Here is an 18,371-nt window from a genome sequence, read left to right as displayed (position 1 = left end):
AGCCCGTAGCGGAAATCAACGGCAATAGACCCATATAAATTTATTTTAACTTTCGAGCCTTTTCTGTATTTGCAAAATGCCATTTCGTGATAGAACGCAAAAATTCCTCTCCTTGTCCACGCCAAATTCGTGCAGCTAATGCATCAACCTTACTAGATGCTCCTTTTTGTAACTCTATGCCAGCAAGCTCACTTAATCGGTCCATTTCCTTTAAGAATGCAGCGCGTGCCAAAATCGAAGCAGTAGCGACTGAAACATGTAATTGTTCTGCTTTCGTTGAAAAAAGTACGTCATCTCTAACAATTTCGCGCTCATTTTTTAAGTAATTGTAATAAACTCCACGTTCTGCGAACTGATCTATTAATATATGTGCAGGCTTTTCGGGGGCCATTTTGGACAATGTATTGCCGAGCGCCTTATTATGCATCATTGCTTTCATTTTGCCCTGAGAGTAACCTTTTGCTTGTAATACATTATATTTTTCATTGCGTAATACGAGTACGCTATGGATACATGCCGCACGTAAATCGGGTGCTATTTTTCGCATATAGTCATCAGTAAGCATTTTAGAATCTTTAACGCCTAGCTCATTTATTAGTTCTATTTTTGAAGAAGGTACGTAAACGGCAGCGACTGTTATAGGCCCAAAATAATCGCCTGTCCCTGTTTCATCGGAGCCTAACACAGACATGGAAGCAAAGCCCTCGGGAAGCGTATCTCCTTTTGCTCCAACGGTTGAGGACTTTTTGGTTGTTGTTACCCCAGAGGAACCCCATCTTGCCGCTTCTCGTTCAGCACCGCCTCCTTGGAACATACATTTCCCTGATTTGTACATCGTAATAGCTGTATCAGGAAGTTTTGCGGCGAACACGACACCTGGTGCTTTTCGCTCTACATAATAACTTGCGTAATAAGACATCACCTCTTTTTGTGCATTTGTTGAAATTAAAAGTACAATATTTGACATTTAATCGTTCCTTTCTATCCTCATTGTTCACAATTTTATACCTTTCATGTTATGATAATATATAGCTTTTTTGTGTGGACGTTGCTCATTACTGTCAAAATCGTGAGCAAAATGATTTTATTGGAGGGTGCGACTATGGAAAATCAAGAAAAGAATAAAATTTCTGTGGAAATATATGGTCATACATATAAAATGGTCGGCTCCGAATCCATTGGACACATGCGACTTGTCGCTTCTATTGTTGATGACCGTATGCGCGAAATGAATTTACATAATCCCTCACTTGATAGCACAAAGCTTGCCGTCCTTACAGCTGTAAATACGGTGCACGATTATTTACTCTTAAAAGAGCAAATAGAATTACTAGAAGAAGAATTGAAAAAATTAAAGGGTTGAAGTGAATGCTAGATTTAATCATATTAGTAGTTCTATTAGTTGGACTACTAGTGGGGGCAAAACGTGGCTTCATTGTACAAATGATGCATATTGTCAGCTTTGTCGTTGCCCTAATTGTTGCGTATATTTATTATAAGCCATTAGCACAGAAATTTGTGTTTTGGGTGCCATATCCAGGTGTTACGGATTCGGGAAGCCTTGGGGTTGTCATTGACAGCTTAGATTTAGACCGCACGTTTTACCGTGTTATTGCATTTGCGGTTATTTTCTTTACAGTGAAAATTACATTGCAAATTGTGGCATCTATTTTTGATTTTATTGCCTATCTACCGGTGCTTAATACAGTGAACCGTTGGCTTGGTGCACTGCTTGGCATGATTGAAAATTATTTAATTTTGTTTATTGTGTTGTATGTTTTGGCATTAGTACCGATTGATTTGGTGCAGAATTTAATGTCGAAATCGTTCTTATCAGGCCTCATTTTGGAACATACGCCGATTATTACAAGGATGTTCCAAAATTGGTGGTATATTTATCTCCATGCTTCATAAAGTTTGGCGTCTACGCATGGAAAACTGAATGTGGTGTTCACTTGTTTGTCCGTAGAAATCCGCTTAAATGGCGAAGTTGCTGTTAAGGGCACAGCTATTTTGTGCGCAGAGCCGTAATGAATAGGCAATAGTAATCGATGCACTTCTCTCGGACTAGAGGGAAGTGTTTTTACGATAGGAGGAATTCTAAATGAACAAAAAAACAATTATCCGTACACTAGAGAAAATTGCATTATATATGGAGTTACAAGGTGAAAATCCGTTTAAGGTATCCGCATTCCGAAAGGCCGCTGCAGCACTTGAAGGAGACGAGCGCTCCTTAAGTGAAATGGAAGATGTGACAAAGCTTAAGGGAATCGGTAAAGGCACAGCTGCTGTTATTGAAGACCTTATTGAGACAGGGGAATCAAGTCTCCTAAAAGAATTACAAGATATCGTGCCAAAAGGATTACTTCCACTATTGAAGTTGCCAGGTTTAGGCGGCAAAAAAATTGCCAAGCTTCACCAAGAGTTAGGCATTGACTCTGCAGAAAGCTTGCAGGCTGCATGTGAGGCAGGTAAAGTGCGCGAGCTAGCGGGCTTTGCAGCGAAAACTGAAGAAAAAATTTTAAAGGAGCTTGCTAACTTTGCCAATCGTTCTGAACGTTTGCCAATTTGGCTGCTGGAGCCTGTTGTTTTACAAATTGAAGCACTTCTCGGTAGTATGGAGGAAGTGACACGTTTCTCAGTAGCTGGAAGCTTCCGACGTGCCTCAGAAACGAGTAAAGATATAGATTTTATCGTAGTAACTGAAGCAGTTGAGATAGTCCGAGAAAAGTTATTGAGTGAACTTGCAATTCAGGAAGTCGTGGCTGCGGGCGATACAAAAATTTCAGTTATTTTAGATTTAGATGAACCGATAAGTGTTGATTTTCGATTAGTGAAGGATGTTGAGTATGCAACGGCCTTGCACCATTTTACTGGTTCAAAAGATCATAATGTACGTATGCGTCAACTTGCAAAAGCACGTGGGGAGAAAATTAGTGAATATGGTGTAGAGCAAGAAGATGGCTCAGTACTGACATTTGAGGATGAGACCGCATTTTTTGAACATTTTGATATGCCTTTTATTCCACCTAGCTTACGAACAGGGTCAGCTGAGTTTGATCGCCAAAGTGAAGTGAAGGATTTAGTAAAGTTAGAGGATATTGTGGCAGATTTGCATATGCATACGACATGGTCAGATGGTGCATACTCCGTTGCTGAGATGGGAGAGGCGTTAATGTCACGTGGTTATCACTATGGCGTTATTACCGATCACTCCCAGTATTTAAAAGTGGCGAATGGTTTAACACCTGCACGTTTAGAGAAGCAACGAGTGGAAATTGATGCATTTAACGATGCACATCCAGACTTTAATTTATATGCAGGAACAGAGATGGATATTTTACCGGATGGTTCGTTAGATTTTGATGACGAAGTACTAAAAAAATTAGATTTCGTAATAGCTTCTATTCACTCGAGTTTTACACAATCACAGGATAAAATTATGGCGCGTTTGCACACGGCAATGCAAAATCCGTATGTTCATATGATTGCCCATCCAACGGGTCGCATTATTGAGGATCGCGCTGGTTATAATCCAGATATAGCACAGTTAATTGAATGGGCGAAGGAATATGGTAAAATTTTAGAGTTAAACGCAAATCCATATCGTTTAGATTTATGTGTTGAGCACTTAGAAATGGCTGTTGCAGCAGGTGTGCCTGTAGCGATTAATACCGATGCTCATGATACCGTTCATTTACGTTTTATGGATATAGGCGTGCGCTATGCGAATAAGGCATGGCTGAAAAAAGATATGATTGTCAACACATGGACGCGTGAACAATTTGAGGCGTTTATTCGACGAAATAAATAGGTTGAGGAGGTGTTCTCAGTGATCGCAAACCGCGCATTGAAAACACTAGAATATGATAAAGTACGTCAACAAGTGGCTATATACTGTACTTCTTCAATCGGCAAATCAGCCATTGATGAGCTTGTACCACAAACGGACTTTGAAAAAGTAGTTCAATTGTTAGAAGAGATGGATGAAGGGCTATCCATTTTACGTGTAAAAGGTAATGTACCAATGGGTGGTATTTTTGATGTTCGACCTGCTGCAAGACGTGCCCAAATCGGCGGGATGCTTTCAGCAATGGAATTAATGGAAGTATCAAGTACGATTCGTGCTAGCCGTATTCTTCGCAATTTCCTTGAAGATTTAGAGTCCGAAGAAATCATTGAAATTCCTCATTTCATTACTAAAAAGGAAATGATGCCTGTACTAACAGGGTTACAGCATGAAATTAATAATTGTATTGACGATAACGGTGCTGTTCTAGATTCGGCAAGTCAAACATTGCGATCTATTCGTCAATCTCTGCGCGCTGAAGAGGCTAAAGTGCGTTCGAAACTAGAAAGCTTAACTCGAGGTAGCAATGCGTCAAAAATGCTTTCTGATGCCATTGTTACGATTCGTAACGACCGTTATGTAATTCCAGTTAAACAAGAATATCGTCATCATTATGGTGGAATTGTGCATGATCAATCGTCATCTGGCCAAACGTTATTTATCGAACCAGATTCAGTTGTACAAGCAAATAATGAAATACATCGACTTAAAATGAAAGAGCAGACGGAGATTGATCGTATTTTGCTTGCTTTAAGCGCAATGGTTGAGGAAGTAGCCCCAGATTTATTTAACTTAGTGAAAATATTAGGAGAAATTGATGTCATTTTAGCAAAGGGCAAATACGGCCAAGCCAATAAATGCACGATGCCAAAGATGAACAAGGATGGTTATATCCGACTTGTGCGAGCGCGTCATCCACTTTTACCTATTGAAACTGCGGTTGCTAATGACATCGAATTTGGGAGAGATATTACATCAATTGTGATTACGGGACCAAACACTGGTGGTAAGACCGTTACGTTAAAAACAGTTGGTCTTTGTACGTTAATGGCGCAGGCAGGCTTACCAGTGCCAGCATTAGATGGTTCAGAGCTAGCGGTATTTGAGCAGCTTTTTGCAGATATCGGTGATGAACAATCAATTGAACAATCGCTTTCTACATTTTCATCTCATATGGTAAACATCGTCGACATTTTACAGCAATTCGATCACGAGTCACTGGTGTTATTTGATGAATTGGGTGCAGGAACAGATCCACAAGAAGGTGCTGCCTTAGCTATTTCTATTTTGGATGAAGTGCATGGTCGTGGCGCACGTGTAATGGCAACGACGCACTATCCTGAATTAAAAGCATATGGCTATAATCGTCCTGGCGTTGCCAATGCAAGTGTAGAATTCGATATCGAAACTTTAAGTCCGACATATCGCTTACTCATTGGGGTACCAGGTCGTTCCAATGCATTTGAAATTTCTAGTCGTCTAGGCTTACCAGAGTCGATTATTGAACGTGCTAAAAACTTCACTGGGACGGATCGTCATGAGGTTGAATCAATGATTGCTTCCTTAGAAGAAACGAGACGCCAATCAGAGGATGATGCCGAGCGCTCCCATGACTTACTATTAGAGTCTGAGGCACTTCGCAAAGAGCTACAAGACAAGCTTCAAGCATATGAAGAACGCAAAGAGGCACTCGATAAAAAAGCGAAAGAAAAAGCACGTAAAATTGTGGATGATGCAAAAAGAGAAGCAGAAACAATTATTACCGAGCTTCGCGAAATGCGTAAAAATGCTAATCAAGTAGTGAAAGAGCACGAACTTATTGAGGCACGTAAACGTTTAGAAGAAGCGACACCGCTTGAGCATAACAAAGTATTGAAAAAAGCAGCGCAAGTTAAGGCGCGTGCACAAAACTTGGTTGTCGGTGATGAGGTAAAGGTGTTAAGCTATGGTCAACGAGGTACTTTACTAGAAAAAGTATCTGATGCTGAATGGGTTGTACAAATGGGCATTTTAAAGATGAAAATAGCCGATACAGATATAGAATACATTAAACCTGAGAAAGAGCCTGTTCAACGAGTTTCTGGTGTAAAAAATCGAGATAGCCATGTCAAATTAGAGTTAGATTTACGTGGAGAGCGCTATGAGGATGCGATTATTCGCACTGAAAAATATATAGATGATGCGCTGCTTTCAAACTATGGTCGAGTGTCGATTATTCACGGTGTTGGGACAGGAGCATTGCGTCAGGGCATACAAAGTTACCTGAAAAAACATAAACGGGTGAAATCCTTCCGTTTTGGAGAAGCAGGCGAAGGTGGATTTGGCGTTACTGTTGTGGAATTGAAATAAGCTGTAAAGGGGACGGAGAAAATGCTAAATTCTAGCTTTTGGCGATATCCAATTATCGAAACGGCAGGATATTTTAGTGTTGTTGTGTTATGTTTAGTCGTCTCGATGGCATTGTTCGAAGTCGTTACGAAATATAAAAACTGGGAAGAAATAAAAAATGGTAATGTAGCTGTTGCGCTTGCAACCGGCGGTAAAATATTAGGGATTTGCAATATTTTCCGTTATTCGATTGCTCGCCATAGTACGCTGAGTGAAATGATTGGGTGGGGATTATTTGGCTTTACGTTACTAATTGTGGCCTATTTCTTATTTGAATTTATGACGCCACGCTTTAATGTAGATCAGGAAATTGCCAATGATAATCGCTCAGTAGGCTTTATTTCCTTTACGATTTCAGTCGGTCTATCGTTCGTTATTGGGGCAAGTATTGCATAGGAGTGTTATGAGATGGAAAAATTAGCGAAAGTTCTAATCATAGTCTGCATCGCATTTTTGGCAGTCGGTATTTACTATATGTTGACCGTATAATTTTATAATGTAGCCTCAATAATGTGAGGGAATATCTAGTTGTAGAGAAACTTGGAATTTTAAGTTTCTCTACATTTTTTTGTTTCGAAAACGTGAATCGCTTATAGAGAAAATCTATTTACTTTACAAAATGATAGAAATACTTTGAAGAAAATTGTTTTTTTAATATAGAAATAGGAAGCGCATCAATTGTATAAAAAACGAAACAATGAATGAGTATTCATAAGGGGGATACACTTAAACCCTTTATGTAGTAGTTATATAAATGTTGTAAAACGCATAATAATTAATCGAAAATACATTTATTTTCTATTTTGTGTTTGAAAGTACATTTCTTTTTCATTATAATTAAATTAAGAATTTACAAAGTTTGGGACAAAGGGGAGAGGACGTATGACAGCAAAACCATGGCTAGCAAATTATCCTGAAGAAGTACCACCGTCTTTAACGTTTGAGGAAATTCCTGTGCAAGAGTTTTTGACACGTGCCTATAAAAAGAAACCATCTAAAGTGGCAATTCATTTTATGGGTAAGGATTTGACGTACACCGAGTTATATGAGTCTGCACTTAAGTTCGCGAACTATTTACAAGCACTTGGTGTAGAAAAGGGAGATCGGGTGGCAATTATGTTGCCAAACACGCCACAAAGTGTAATCGCTTTCTATGGGGCGATGTATGCCGGAGCGGTCGTAGTACAAACAAACCCACTTTATACTGAACGTGAATTGCAATATCAATTGACGGATTCAGGTGCGAAGGTCATTTTAGTAATGGATATTTTATATCCGCGCGTGATGAAAATCATGAAAGAAACGGCTCTTGAAAATGTCATTGTAACAGCCATCAAAGACTACTTGCCATTCCCAAAAAACTTAGTATATCCATTTATTCAAAAAAAGCAGTATGGTTTTAGTGTGAAAGTTGAGCATAGCGGGCAAAATCATTTATTTACAGAAATTATGAAGTCCTCACCTGTAAAAATGATTGAAATGTCATTTGATTTTGAAGAAGATCTTGCATTACTGCAGTATACAGGTGGGACGACAGGGTATCCCAAAGGTGTTATGTTAACGCATAAAAACTTAATTGCCAATACGACAATGTGTGACGCCTGGATGTATAAATGTGTCCACGGTGAGGAAACGATTATGGGTGTGCTTCCATTTTTCCATGTTTATGGAATGACGACTGTCATGCTACTTTCTGTGTTCACTCAAAATAGAATGGTATTATTACCGAAGTTTGATGCTGAAACAGCTTTGAAAACGATTGATAAGCAAAAGCCAACTTTGTTCCCCGGTGCTCCGACATTGTATATTGGTTTATTAAATCATCCAGATATTGCGAAATATGATTTATCGTCTATTAAAGCATGTCTAAGTGGCTCGGCTTCATTGCCTGTAGAGGTACAGGAGCAATTTGAGGCAGTTACAGGTGGGAAGCTTGTCGAAGGTTATGGGTTAACCGAAACCTCTCCAGTAACGCACGCAACACCAATTTGGGGTAACCGGGTCATAGGTTCAGTAGGTTTACCTTGGCCGAATACTGATTCTGTCATTTTACGTACTGGTGATACTGAACAACTTGCTGTTGGGGAAGTAGGCGAAATTGCTGTTAAAGGTCCGCAAGTGATGAAGGGCTATTGGAATCGTCCAGAGGATACAGCTGCGACTTTTGCAGATGGTTGGTTTTTAACGGGTGATCTTGGTTATATGGATGAAAAAGGTTTCTTCTATGTAGTCGACCGGAAGAAAGATTTAATTATAGCGGGTGGCTTTAATATTTATCCTCGTGAAGTCGAAGAAGTATTATATGAGCGGGAAGAAATTCAAGAATGCGTAGTAGCAGGCATTCCTGATCCATATCGAGGGGAAACAGTAAAAGCTTATATTGTTGTAAAAGAAGGACATTCGGTTACTGAAGACGAATTAAATAAATACTGTCGTCAGCACTTAGCTGCTTTTAAAGTGCCACGCTATTATGAATTCCGAGATGAGTTACCAAAAACAGCAGTCGGAAAAATTCTACGTCGTACTTTAGTGGAAGAAGAAAAAACAAAAATGGCGAATAAAGAAGCAAAATAACTACGTGGTAAAGTATTGACAAGTGCGAATGTAAAATATAATATGAAAATATGAATGAATAACCATTCATATTTTCATATTTTTTGTTTCTTTAAAACCACACCATGTTATTCATGAAGAACCGGTTCAAAATTTTGTTTCGAAACTTCAGCGTTTAAGGATTTACACTGTGTCAAATATTGGCAAATTATTATCTAAACGATAAGTCAATTATGTCATAAAATAAAATTAGGTGTGCGTATGTTTTTTGTAGGTGGTGATTTAAAAATGAAACGAGATAAGCCAAAATATAAGCAAATTATTGATGCAGCTGTCTTCGTTATTGCAGAAAATGGTTATCACCAAGCGCAAGTATCGAAGATTGCAAAACAAGCCGGAGTAGCCGACGGAACAATCTATTTATATTTTAAAAATAAAGAAGATATATTAATTTCTGTCTTTAATGAAAAAATGGCTGTTTTTGTAGAGTCATTACAAGATATAATAGAAAATGGGAGTACGTCCAAAGACAAACTTTCTCGGATGATTGAAAATCATTTTAGTGTTCTAGCTACAGATCGATCACTTGCGACCGTTACACAATTAGAACTTCGACAATCAAATAAAGATTTACGACAAAAGATCAATGGTGTATTAAGAGATTACTTACAATTGCTTGATCAGATTTTAATTGAAGGTATGGTTTCAGGTGAGTTCAATCAAACGATGGATGTTCGCTTAGCACGTCAAATGGTATTTGGAACAATTGACGAAACTATTACGTCTTGGGTTATGAATGACTATCGATATGATTTGATAGAACAGGTTCCGAAAGTTCAGGCATTAATCCTGAACGGCATTAAAGCTTAAAAGGATGTGGAGAAATGGAATTTCTAAGTTGGAAAGTAGAAGATGGAGTAGCAATTATTACGATTGCACGTCCTCCAGCAAACGCATTATCTCGCGGAATCATTGCAGAAGTAAATGCTGTACTAGATGCCGTAGAAAACGATGACGCAGTACGTGTCCTTGTACTTCATGGCGAAGGCCGTTTCTTCTCAGCAGGTGCAGACATTAAAGAATTTACAGAAGTTGAATCTGGGGAAGAGTTTACGAAGCTTGCAGGCAATGGTCAACAAGTATTTGAACGCGTTGAGACGTTCCCTAAGCCAGTAATCGCCGCAATTCATGGTGCCGCACTTGGCGGTGGTCTAGAATTAGCTATGAGCTGTCATATGCGCTTTGTAACGGAATCTGCGAAATTAGGATTGCCTGAACTACAACTAGGTCTTATTCCAGGCTTCGGTGGCACACAACGTTTACCACGTTATGTTGGGGTAGCTAAGGCAGCAGAAATGATGTTTACAAGCGAGCCTATTTCCGGTACAGAAGCAGTGCAATGGGGACTAGCAAACCGTGCTTTTACAGATGAAGTATTACTTGAGGAAACACTAAAGGTAGCGAAAAAGATTGCGAAGAAGAGCCCAATTGCATTAAAAGAAGCGATTCAAGCATTACAATATGCGAAACATGCTTCATTTTATGAGGGGATTCAAGCAGAAGCTAAATCATTTGGTACAGTATTTGTATCAGAAGATGCTAAAGAAGGAATTCAAGCATTTATTGAAAAACGCGAGCCTGTGTTTACTGGCAAATAGTTTTCCATCAGTGTTGTTAACCACATAAGGGGAGTTTATCTACACTGAAAATATATAATATTTACAAGTTTACTTGGGAATTTAAAAAACGTTGCAGGGGGTATGAAATATGAACATTTTTGCATTAATTAAACGTACGTTTGATACAGAAGAAAAAATCGTTGTGTCTGGTGGTAAAATCCAAGAGGACGGCGCTGAATTCATTATAAATCCTTATGATGAGTATGCAATTGAAGAAGCAATCCAAGTTCGTGATGCAGCTGGTGGTAAAGTAACAGTGGTTACAATCGGTGGCGAGGATGCAGAAAAGCAATTGCGTACAGCGTTAGCAATGGGTGCAGATGAAGCGGTTCTTATTAATACAGAAGATGATCTAGATGAATTAGATCAAAATGCAGCGGCTTACATTTTAGCTGAGTACTTAAAAGATAAAGATGCTGACTTAATTTTAACAGGAAATGTGGCAATTGACGGTGGTTCTGGTCAAGTAGGCCCACGTGTTGCAGATTTATTAGGCATCAACTATGTTACAACAATTACAAACCTTGAAATCGATGGCACATCTGCAAAAATCGTGCGCGATATCGAGGGTGATTCAGAAGTGATTGAAACGTCTTTACCACTTTTAGTAACTGCTCAACAAGGTTTAAATGAGCCACGTTACCCATCTTTACCAGGCATTATGAAAGCGAAGAAGAAACCGCTTGCAGAGCTTGAATTAGATGATTTAGATATCGATGAAGATGATGTTGAAGTAAAAGTAGAAACAGTCGACATTTACTTACCAGCTCAAAAAGCAGCAGGTCGTATTTTACAAGGCGAACTTTCTGAGCAAGCAAAAGAGCTAGTCAACCTACTTCATTCAGAAGCGAAAGTTATTTAAGTGTTAGCGCAAATCGAATCTTAAAGGGTAACGGAGGGAATATACTATGTCAAAAAAAGTATTAGTATTAGGTGAAGTTCGTGAAGGAAGCTTACGTAATGTATCTTTCGAGGCAATTGCAGCAGCAAAACAAATCGCTGATGGTGGCGAGGTTGTTGGCGTACTTTTAGGGGATGCGGTTACAGACTTAACAGGTCCATTATTCGAGCATGGTGCAGATCGTGTTGTGACTGTGGAACATCCACATTTAAAGCAATATACATCAGATGGTTATGGACAAGCTTTATTAGCAGTTATCGAGCAAGAACAGCCAACGGGCATTGTGTTTGGTCATACTGCAAATGGTAAAGATTTATCTCCAAAAATTGCAAGTAAATTACAAGCAGGCCTTGTTTCTGACGTAACGTCGATTGAAGGTGCTGGTGACGATGTAGTATTCATTCGTCCAATCTTCTCAGGTAAAGCTTTTGAAAAGGTGAAAGTAAAAGAGGGCATCGTGTTAGCTTCAATTCGTCCTAACAATATTGCACCTCTAGAAAAAGCTGCAGGTAAATCAGGTGATGTATCTTCTGTTACTGTAGATATTACAAACCTACGTTCAATCATTAAAGAGGTCGTACGTAAGTCTTCAGAAGGTGTAGATCTTTCAGAAGCAAAAGTAGTTGTAGCTGGTGGTCGCGGTGTTAAATCAGAGGAAGGTTTTGAACCATTAAAGGAATTAGCTGATTTACTTGGCGGTGCAGTTGGTGCATCTCGTGGTGCATGTGATGCTGAGTACTGTGATTATTCTTTACAAATCGGTCAAACGGGGAAGGTTGTTACACCAGACCTATACATCGCAGCAGGTATTTCAGGTGCAATTCAACATTTAGCAGGTATGTCTAACTCTAAAGTAATTGTAGCGATTAATAAAGATCCTGAAGCAAATATCTTCAAAGTAGCAGACTACGGTATTGTTGGCGATTTATTTGAAGTGATTCCGCTTCTAATCGAAGAATTTAAAGCATTAAAAGTAAACGCATAACAAGCAGAAGCAGGAAGGAGTAATCCTTCTTGCTTTTTTTATGGATGTATCAAGCGGAGAGCATTATTTGAAAATTATCGTAAAATAAAATATTGACATAACTAACAGTAGACATTATAGTGGTGAATAATCATTAATTATTTCAATTATATTGTTTTGAAACGCAAAGATTAGGAGTAGTAAAAGCTCATTATTCGGTAAAGAGAGCTGCGGGTTGGTGCAACGCAGTCCAATAAGACTTTGAACTTGCCTAGGAGTGGTAAGATAAATAGAATTATCAGATTATTCTATTTGTTTGACGATTAACCTTCGTTACAAGGTTTTTAAGTTGGGTTCTTAATGGACCAATTAGAGTGGTACCGCGGTTGCTTATGGCATATCGTCTCTTCTTTCATTTGATTATGAAGGAACAGACGGTATGCCTTTTTTGATTTTAGGAGGTAAGAAAGTGGAGAACAACAATCAACAATTAAAACGAACTATGACCTCGCGCCACATCACAATGATGGCGTTAGGTGGTGCCATCGGTGCTGGATTATTTAAAGGAAGTAGTGCAGCCATTGATATGGCAGGGCCGTCTGTGCTTATTGCGTATTTAGTAGGAGGCATTATATTATTATTTGTCATGCAAGGTTTAGCCGAAATGGCCGTTCGAAATAAAGAAGCAAGAACGTTCAGGGATTTAGTTGAATCAGTGTTAGGAAAATACCCTGCGTATTTCCTTGATTGGATTTATTGGAAAATGTGGGTTTTAAATATTACAGCAGAATCAGTAGTGGCTGCTATTTTTATTCAATATTGGCTACCTCAATATCCTGTTTGGATACTTGCTCTATCTGTTTCAATATTAGTGACAGCCATTAATCTGTTATCTGTAAAACTATTTGCAGAAACAGAATACTGGCTAGCGATGATTAAAATCACCGTTATTATTGTTTTTATTATTGCAGGGTTTATTTTATTGTTTGGTACGTTTGGAAATCATACAGCAGTTGGTTTTTCTAACTTAACTGAACACGGAGGCTTTTTCCCTAACGGATCAACTGGGTTAATAGCAGCAATGCTTGTTGTCATTTATTCTTATGGTGGTACAGAAATCATTGGGATTACATTAGCTGAAACAAAAAATCCAGAAAAAGTAGTACCAAAAGCTGTTCGCAGTACATTAGTCCGTATTGTTACGTTCTATCTACTTCCGTTCTTTATTATCGTAAGTTTGATTCCTTGGAATGAAGTAAATGGTGTCCCTGAAAGTCCATTTGTAATGGTATTTAAAATGATCGGAATTCCAGGTGCAGACCATATTATGAATGCTGTTGTTTTACTTGCTATTATTTCTTCTATGAATTCAGGGCTTTATGGTTCATCTCGTGTACTGTATACACAAGCTGTAGACGGTCGTGTCCCTAAAATCTTTGCTCATTTATCTAAACGAAAAGTTCCTGTATATGCTATTTTAATGTGTACGTTAGCTTTATATTTAGGTGTAATCTTTTCTTTATTTGCTGGAAGCAAGACTTTCGATTTCTTAATGGGATCCCTTGGCTATACAGTATTATTTATTTGGTTAATTATTGCGATTGCCCATTTAAAATCACGAAAAAAACAATCACAAAAGACAAGCGCCTATGAAGTTAAATGGTTTCCGTATACAACTTGGATAGCGATTATAGCGTTAAGTGCCATACTCATTGGGATTATTTTTACAACCTCTATTATCGTGACAGGAATTACATTAGCAATTTACATCTTTATTACGTTAACGTATGTATTTAAGGGCCGTCATCAAGTAAATTAATTGGCGTCATTTATTTTTCTGACACGTTTTTCATAAAATATACATTGCAGGCAGATTGTTCGCTCAAGCTATTTTATCCATGCTATACTACAACCATAGTAAGATTTAAGGAGGATTTCAAATGGCAATTGTACATGCAACAGATGCGACGTTTCAAGATGATATTAAAGAAGGCTTAGTATTAGTCGACTTTTGGGCTGCTTGGTGTGGACCATGTAAAATGATTGGTCCAGTTCTTGAAGAAATGGACGCTGCAGGTAGTGCGGCTAAAATCGTAAAAGTAGATGTGGATAACAACCAAGGTACTGCAGCACAATACCAAATCATGTCTATCCCTTCATTGCTTTTATTCAAAAACGGTGAATTAGTAGACAAAACTGTTGGTTTCCAACCAAAAGAAGCATTAGAAGCATTCATCGCTAAACATGCTTAATTCGTAAAATAAAGAGCTGAGCCATCTTTTGATGTGCTTGGCTTTTTTTCGTTATATAATAGATAGAGGAAAACCAATAAACGCTTATTTTTCAATACATTTTCTTATTTTTGTAACGATGAAAGGCAATAAGAGAATGGTAATGGAATGGCGGTTATTATTAAGACATCAAAAAGGGGGCAGGTAGGCGATGAATGATTTAATTAAACGAAAGCTTGATATTTTACCAGATCAGCCTGGCTGCTATTTGATGAAGGATCGACAAGGGACAATTATTTATGTAGGTAAGGCAAAGGTGCTTAAAAATCGAGTACGTTCATATTTTACAGGAACGCATGAAGGAAAAACACAGCGCCTTGTTGGAGAGATTGAGGATTTTGAGTACATTGTGACTTCTTCTAACTTAGAGGCACTCATTCTAGAGTTGAACCTTATTAAGCTACACGATCCTAAATACAACATCATGCTAACGGATGATAAAACGTATCCGTATATAAAAATTACGAACGAAAAATATCCACGACTTATTACAACCCGTAAAGTAAAAAAAGATAAAGCAAAATACTTTGGTCCATATCCAAATGCGTATGCAGCAAGTGAGACAAAAAAGTTGCTCGATAGACTATATCCACTTCGGAAATGTGTACAATTACCTTCGAAAGTTTGCTTGTATTACCATATGGGACAATGTTTAGCGCCGTGTGTAAAAGAAATTGATGCACAAGTGTATCACGATATGATTGAAGATATGACGAAGTTCTTAAATGGTGGAGTGGAGACAGTAAAAAAAGAGCTTGAAGCGAAAATGTTGGCTGCAGCGGAGCAACTAGAATTTGAGCGAGCGAAGGAGTTCCGCGATCAAATTGCACATATTGAAACGGTTATGCAAAAGCAAAAAATTGTGTCCAGTGATACAACGAATCGCGATGTGTTCGGTTATGCAGTTGAAAAGGGCTGGATGTGTGTGCAAGTCTTTTTCGTTCGTCAAGGTAAGTTGATTGAACGCGATGTTTCCATTTTCCCTATTTATCAGGATATTGAGGAGGAATTATTAACATTTGTCGGCCGCTTTTATGAAAAGCCTGAGCATATTAAGCCTAAGGAAATTTTTATTCCTCAGTCGATTGATGCAGCAATTTTAACGGAATTATTAGAGGTTAAAGTGCTAACACCGAAGCGAGGGCAAAAAAAAGAATTAGTAGATTTGGCCATGAAAAATGCAGAAATTGCTGTGGCGGCGAAATTCCAGCTAATCGAGCGACAGGAAGAGCGAACAATTGGTGCTTGCGAGGCATTGGGTGAAGCAATGGGGATTTCAGCACCGCTTCGCATTGAAGCATTTGATAATAGTCATATGCATGGTGCTGATGCGGTATCAGCAATGGTTGTGTTTATTGATGGTAAACCTGCAAAGAAGGAATATCGTAAATATAAAACACGCACTGCCGCTAAACATGACGATTACGGAGCAATGCAAGAAGTGATACGTCGCCGTTACACGCGAGTATTAAAAGAAGGCTTGCCATTACCTGATTTAGTTCTAATAGATGGTGGTAAAGGGCAGATGGAAGTAGCGCGAGAAGTGTTAGAGGATGAGCTTGGTCTTGTTATCCCAATTGCTGGCTTAGCAAAAGACGAGAAGCATAATACTTCCCAGCTTTTATTTGGAGATCCACCCGATGTCATTGCATTAAAGCGGACAAGTGACGGGTTTTATTTACTACAGCGTATTCAGGACGAAGTACACCGTTTTGCCATTACATTTTTACGCCAACAGCATGAGAAAAATGCTATTCAATCTGTTCTTGATGGAATTGAAGGTGTTGGTCCAAAGCGCAAGCAACAACTATTGAAGCATTTCGGCTCTGTTAAAAAGATTCGTGAGGCGAGTGAGCTTGCACTTCAAGAAGCAGGAATACCAGCGAACTTAGCGAACAGTATTTACAATTATTTTCAGCAACAGACGTTGTCAAAGGATTAGACATATGCTAAGGTTGTGATAGAACAATGAAGTGAAAAGACTATCATGTTCTATTACACCTTATATGAATGTTTATGTGAGCAAGGCATAAAAAGGAAGTATTTTCATAAAGGTAAAATTAATAAATTCACTATTTTAAGTGATGATAGAGGTGCAAGATTCAATAGTAGCACATTGAAGGATGGACAAATCCGGTGACAGTGTGTGAAAGGGGAGCTTGCCGAAGCGAAGTATCGTTGTTTCCGATACTTTGCTGGTTTTGCATTTAATAGATGTAAGACTGTCGAATCTTGACGTTTCGGAGAGCTATCACACATGCGCAAGCTTTTTATTGTACATGTTGCAGGCAGCTTTCACGTTATGTGAGGGCTGCCTTTTTGCTGTTCTAGAGACGAATCGATAAAAGGAGAATGATGATAATGGCGAGTATTGTATTGAAATTTGGCGGACCTGCAATTGCTTCAACTGAGCGGATTCGAGAGGTCGCTAAAATAGCGATAGCCAAAAAAGAACTTGGCTATGATGTAGTAGTGGTGACCGCAGCAATGGGTCGCACAGCAAAAGACTTAGCGAAGATGGTACGTGATTTATCAGACGATGCTTCTAAACGTGAGATGGATGCACTACTATCGACGACCTCACAACTAGCAAGTGCCCTTTTTGCAATTGCTTTACAAGAGGAAGGCTATGATGCAATTTCATTGACTGGCTGGCAAGCTGGTGTGCAAACAGATGAGAAACATTTTAATGCACGTATTGACCATATCGATGTGTGCCGTATGAAAGAACACTTGATACAAGGACAAATTGTCGTTGTTGCGGGGGAGCAAGGCATTAATAGTGCGCACAATATAACAACACTTGGTAAGGGTGGAGCAGAAACAACAGCAGTAGCCATTGCAGCCGCATTAGAAGCGGAACGTGTTGATATTTATACAAATGTGGATGGTGTTTATACAGCAGATCCTCGTCATATTGAAAAAGCAAGAAAGTTAAAGGAGATTTCATATGATGAAATGCTTGAACTATCTCATTTAGGTTCACATATTTTACATCCACGTGCAGTGGAGCTTGCAAAAAAGTTTCAAATCCCAGTCATTATTCGCTCAAGCGTAGTAGATACAGTAGGTACTTTATTGAAGGAGGAAGTTGAAATGGAGAAAAATTTAATCGTACGTGGTGTTGCTTATGAGTCTGATATCATTCGCTTAACAATCGGTTATGATACATACTCAACTGCATCGTTAGCAGATATGTTTGCTATACTTGCAGAGAATCGCATTAATGTTGATATTATTGTGCAAGCCATTATAGAAGGTGTGAGACCATCAGTGTCTTTTACTATTTTAAAAGAAGAGTTTGCTGATGCTTTACGTGTACTAGAGGATAGTAAATTGTCACTTGGTTTTAGCTTTGCAGATTTTGAAATTGGCTTAGCGAAAGTTTCAATTATAGGATCAGGCATGGCATCAAATCCTGGCGTTGCTGCACGAATGTTTGACCGTTTACGACGCGAGGATATTGCAGTGAAAATGGTCAGCACTTCTGAAATTAAAGTTTCTGTTGTTGTGCCACAGGATGAAATGATCCGCGCTGCAAACGCATTACATGAGGAGTTTAATCTAGCAGAAGAGATTCATGTAAACTAAAAGGTAGAAGTCAACTTCCAATGGTTTTAAATGCATCACATTAGCTTACTATATAAATAAAGAGGGCTACTGCGGTTGATTTTCGCTACGGGCGGACGCTTTCCGCGGGCACAGACGTAAGCCGTAACCCTCGCTAACGCGCGGTTTGTTACGT

15 protein-coding genes, 1 riboswitch and 1 other annotated feature are annotated in these 18,371 nt (G+C 38.8%); of the genes, 14 read left to right on the top strand and 1 reads right to left on the bottom strand.

The window, feature by feature from the left end; genetic code table 11:
• Positions 1-40: 40 nt before the first annotated feature.
• Positions 41-967, bottom strand: coding sequence for a ribonuclease HIII (gene rnhC / locus ACIP9C_RS04645; RefSeq protein WP_401008990.1), 927 nt, complete (start codon positions 965-967; stop codon positions 41-43).
• Positions 968-1,102: 135 nt separating this feature from the next.
• Here rnhC and zapA point away from each other — a divergent pair, with 135 nt between their 5' ends.
• The 14 genes from zapA to ACIP9C_RS04575 all read left to right on the top strand — a co-directional run bounded on the left by zapA (position 1,103) and on the right by ACIP9C_RS04575 (position 18,217).
• On the top strand, positions 1,103-1,363 hold the full coding sequence (gene zapA / locus ACIP9C_RS04640) for a cell division protein ZapA (RefSeq protein WP_024363855.1): 261 nt from the start codon (positions 1,103-1,105) through the stop codon (positions 1,361-1,363).
• A 5-nt stretch (positions 1,364-1,368) separates the two neighbouring features.
• Positions 1,369-1,914: a CvpA family protein gene (locus tag ACIP9C_RS04635; protein ID WP_401008989.1), complete on the top strand. Its 546-nt coding sequence runs from the start codon at positions 1,369-1,371 to the stop codon at positions 1,912-1,914.
• A 190-nt stretch (positions 1,915-2,104) separates the two neighbouring features.
• Positions 2,105-3,814 (top strand): DNA polymerase/3'-5' exonuclease PolX, encoded by a 1,710-nt coding sequence (gene polX / locus ACIP9C_RS04630; RefSeq protein WP_401008988.1) that lies wholly within the window; start codon positions 2,105-2,107, stop codon positions 3,812-3,814.
• An 18-nt stretch (positions 3,815-3,832) separates the two neighbouring features.
• A complete protein-coding gene (locus ACIP9C_RS04625; protein WP_401008987.1) occupies positions 3,833-6,199 on the top strand; it encodes an endonuclease MutS2 in 2,367 nt (788 codons plus the stop codon).
• A 21-nt stretch (positions 6,200-6,220) separates the two neighbouring features.
• Positions 6,221-6,634 (top strand): DUF350 domain-containing protein, encoded by a 414-nt coding sequence (locus tag ACIP9C_RS04620; protein WP_010860124.1) that lies wholly within the window; start codon positions 6,221-6,223, stop codon positions 6,632-6,634.
• 486 nt (positions 6,635-7,120) lie between these two features.
• Positions 7,121-8,812, top strand: a complete 1,692-nt coding sequence (locus ACIP9C_RS04615) for an AMP-binding protein (protein ID WP_401008986.1) — start codon at positions 7,121-7,123, stop codon at positions 8,810-8,812.
• A gap of 267 nt (positions 8,813-9,079) precedes the next feature.
• Positions 9,080-9,661, top strand: coding sequence for a fatty acid metabolism transcriptional regulator FadR (locus tag ACIP9C_RS04610; protein ID WP_172772354.1), 582 nt, complete (start codon positions 9,080-9,082; stop codon positions 9,659-9,661).
• A gap of 14 nt (positions 9,662-9,675) precedes the next feature.
• Positions 9,676-10,449: an enoyl-CoA hydratase gene (locus tag ACIP9C_RS04605; RefSeq protein WP_401008985.1), complete on the top strand. Its 774-nt coding sequence runs from the start codon at positions 9,676-9,678 to the stop codon at positions 10,447-10,449.
• Between the two features lie 109 nt (positions 10,450-10,558).
• Positions 10,559-11,332, top strand: coding sequence for an electron transfer flavoprotein subunit beta/FixA family protein (locus ACIP9C_RS04600; protein WP_401008984.1), 774 nt, complete (start codon positions 10,559-10,561; stop codon positions 11,330-11,332).
• Between the two features lie 46 nt (positions 11,333-11,378).
• Positions 11,379-12,356 carry an electron transfer flavoprotein subunit alpha/FixB family protein gene (locus ACIP9C_RS04595; RefSeq protein WP_401008983.1) on the top strand — a complete coding sequence of 326 codons (978 nt, stop codon included), beginning with the start codon at positions 11,379-11,381 and terminating at the stop codon, positions 12,354-12,356.
• A gap of 157 nt (positions 12,357-12,513) precedes the next feature.
• Positions 12,514-12,746 (top strand) — a binding site (T-box leader).
• A gap of 58 nt (positions 12,747-12,804) precedes the next feature.
• Entirely contained in the window at positions 12,805-14,154 is a 1,350-nt protein-coding gene (locus tag ACIP9C_RS04590; RefSeq protein ID WP_401008982.1) for an amino acid permease, read from the top strand.
• 121 nt (positions 14,155-14,275) lie between these two features.
• Entirely contained in the window at positions 14,276-14,587 is a 312-nt protein-coding gene (gene trxA, locus ACIP9C_RS04585) for a thioredoxin (RefSeq protein ID WP_024363864.1), read from the top strand.
• 190 nt (positions 14,588-14,777) lie between these two features.
• Positions 14,778-16,568 carry an excinuclease ABC subunit UvrC gene (uvrC, locus tag ACIP9C_RS04580; protein ID WP_401008981.1) on the top strand — a complete coding sequence of 597 codons (1,791 nt, stop codon included), beginning with the start codon at positions 14,778-14,780 and terminating at the stop codon, positions 16,566-16,568.
• A 138-nt stretch (positions 16,569-16,706) separates the two neighbouring features.
• Positions 16,707-16,885: riboswitch (Lysine riboswitch) on the top strand.
• Positions 16,886-16,987: 102 nt separating this feature from the next.
• The gene (locus ACIP9C_RS04575; RefSeq protein ID WP_401008980.1) at positions 16,988-18,217 is read left to right on the top strand and encodes an aspartate kinase; all 1,230 of its coding nucleotides are present in this window, start codon (positions 16,988-16,990) and stop codon (positions 18,215-18,217) included.
• The last annotated feature ends 154 nt before the right edge of the window (positions 18,218-18,371 follow it).

The organism is Lysinibacillus sp. NPDC093210 (assembly GCF_044753985.1).
In the GTDB taxonomy this organism is placed as follows: domain Bacteria; phylum Bacillota; class Bacilli; order Bacillales_A; family Planococcaceae; genus Lysinibacillus.
Note: the sequence above shows the minus strand (reverse complement) of the source record. Positions and strands in the feature narration are given on the sequence as shown.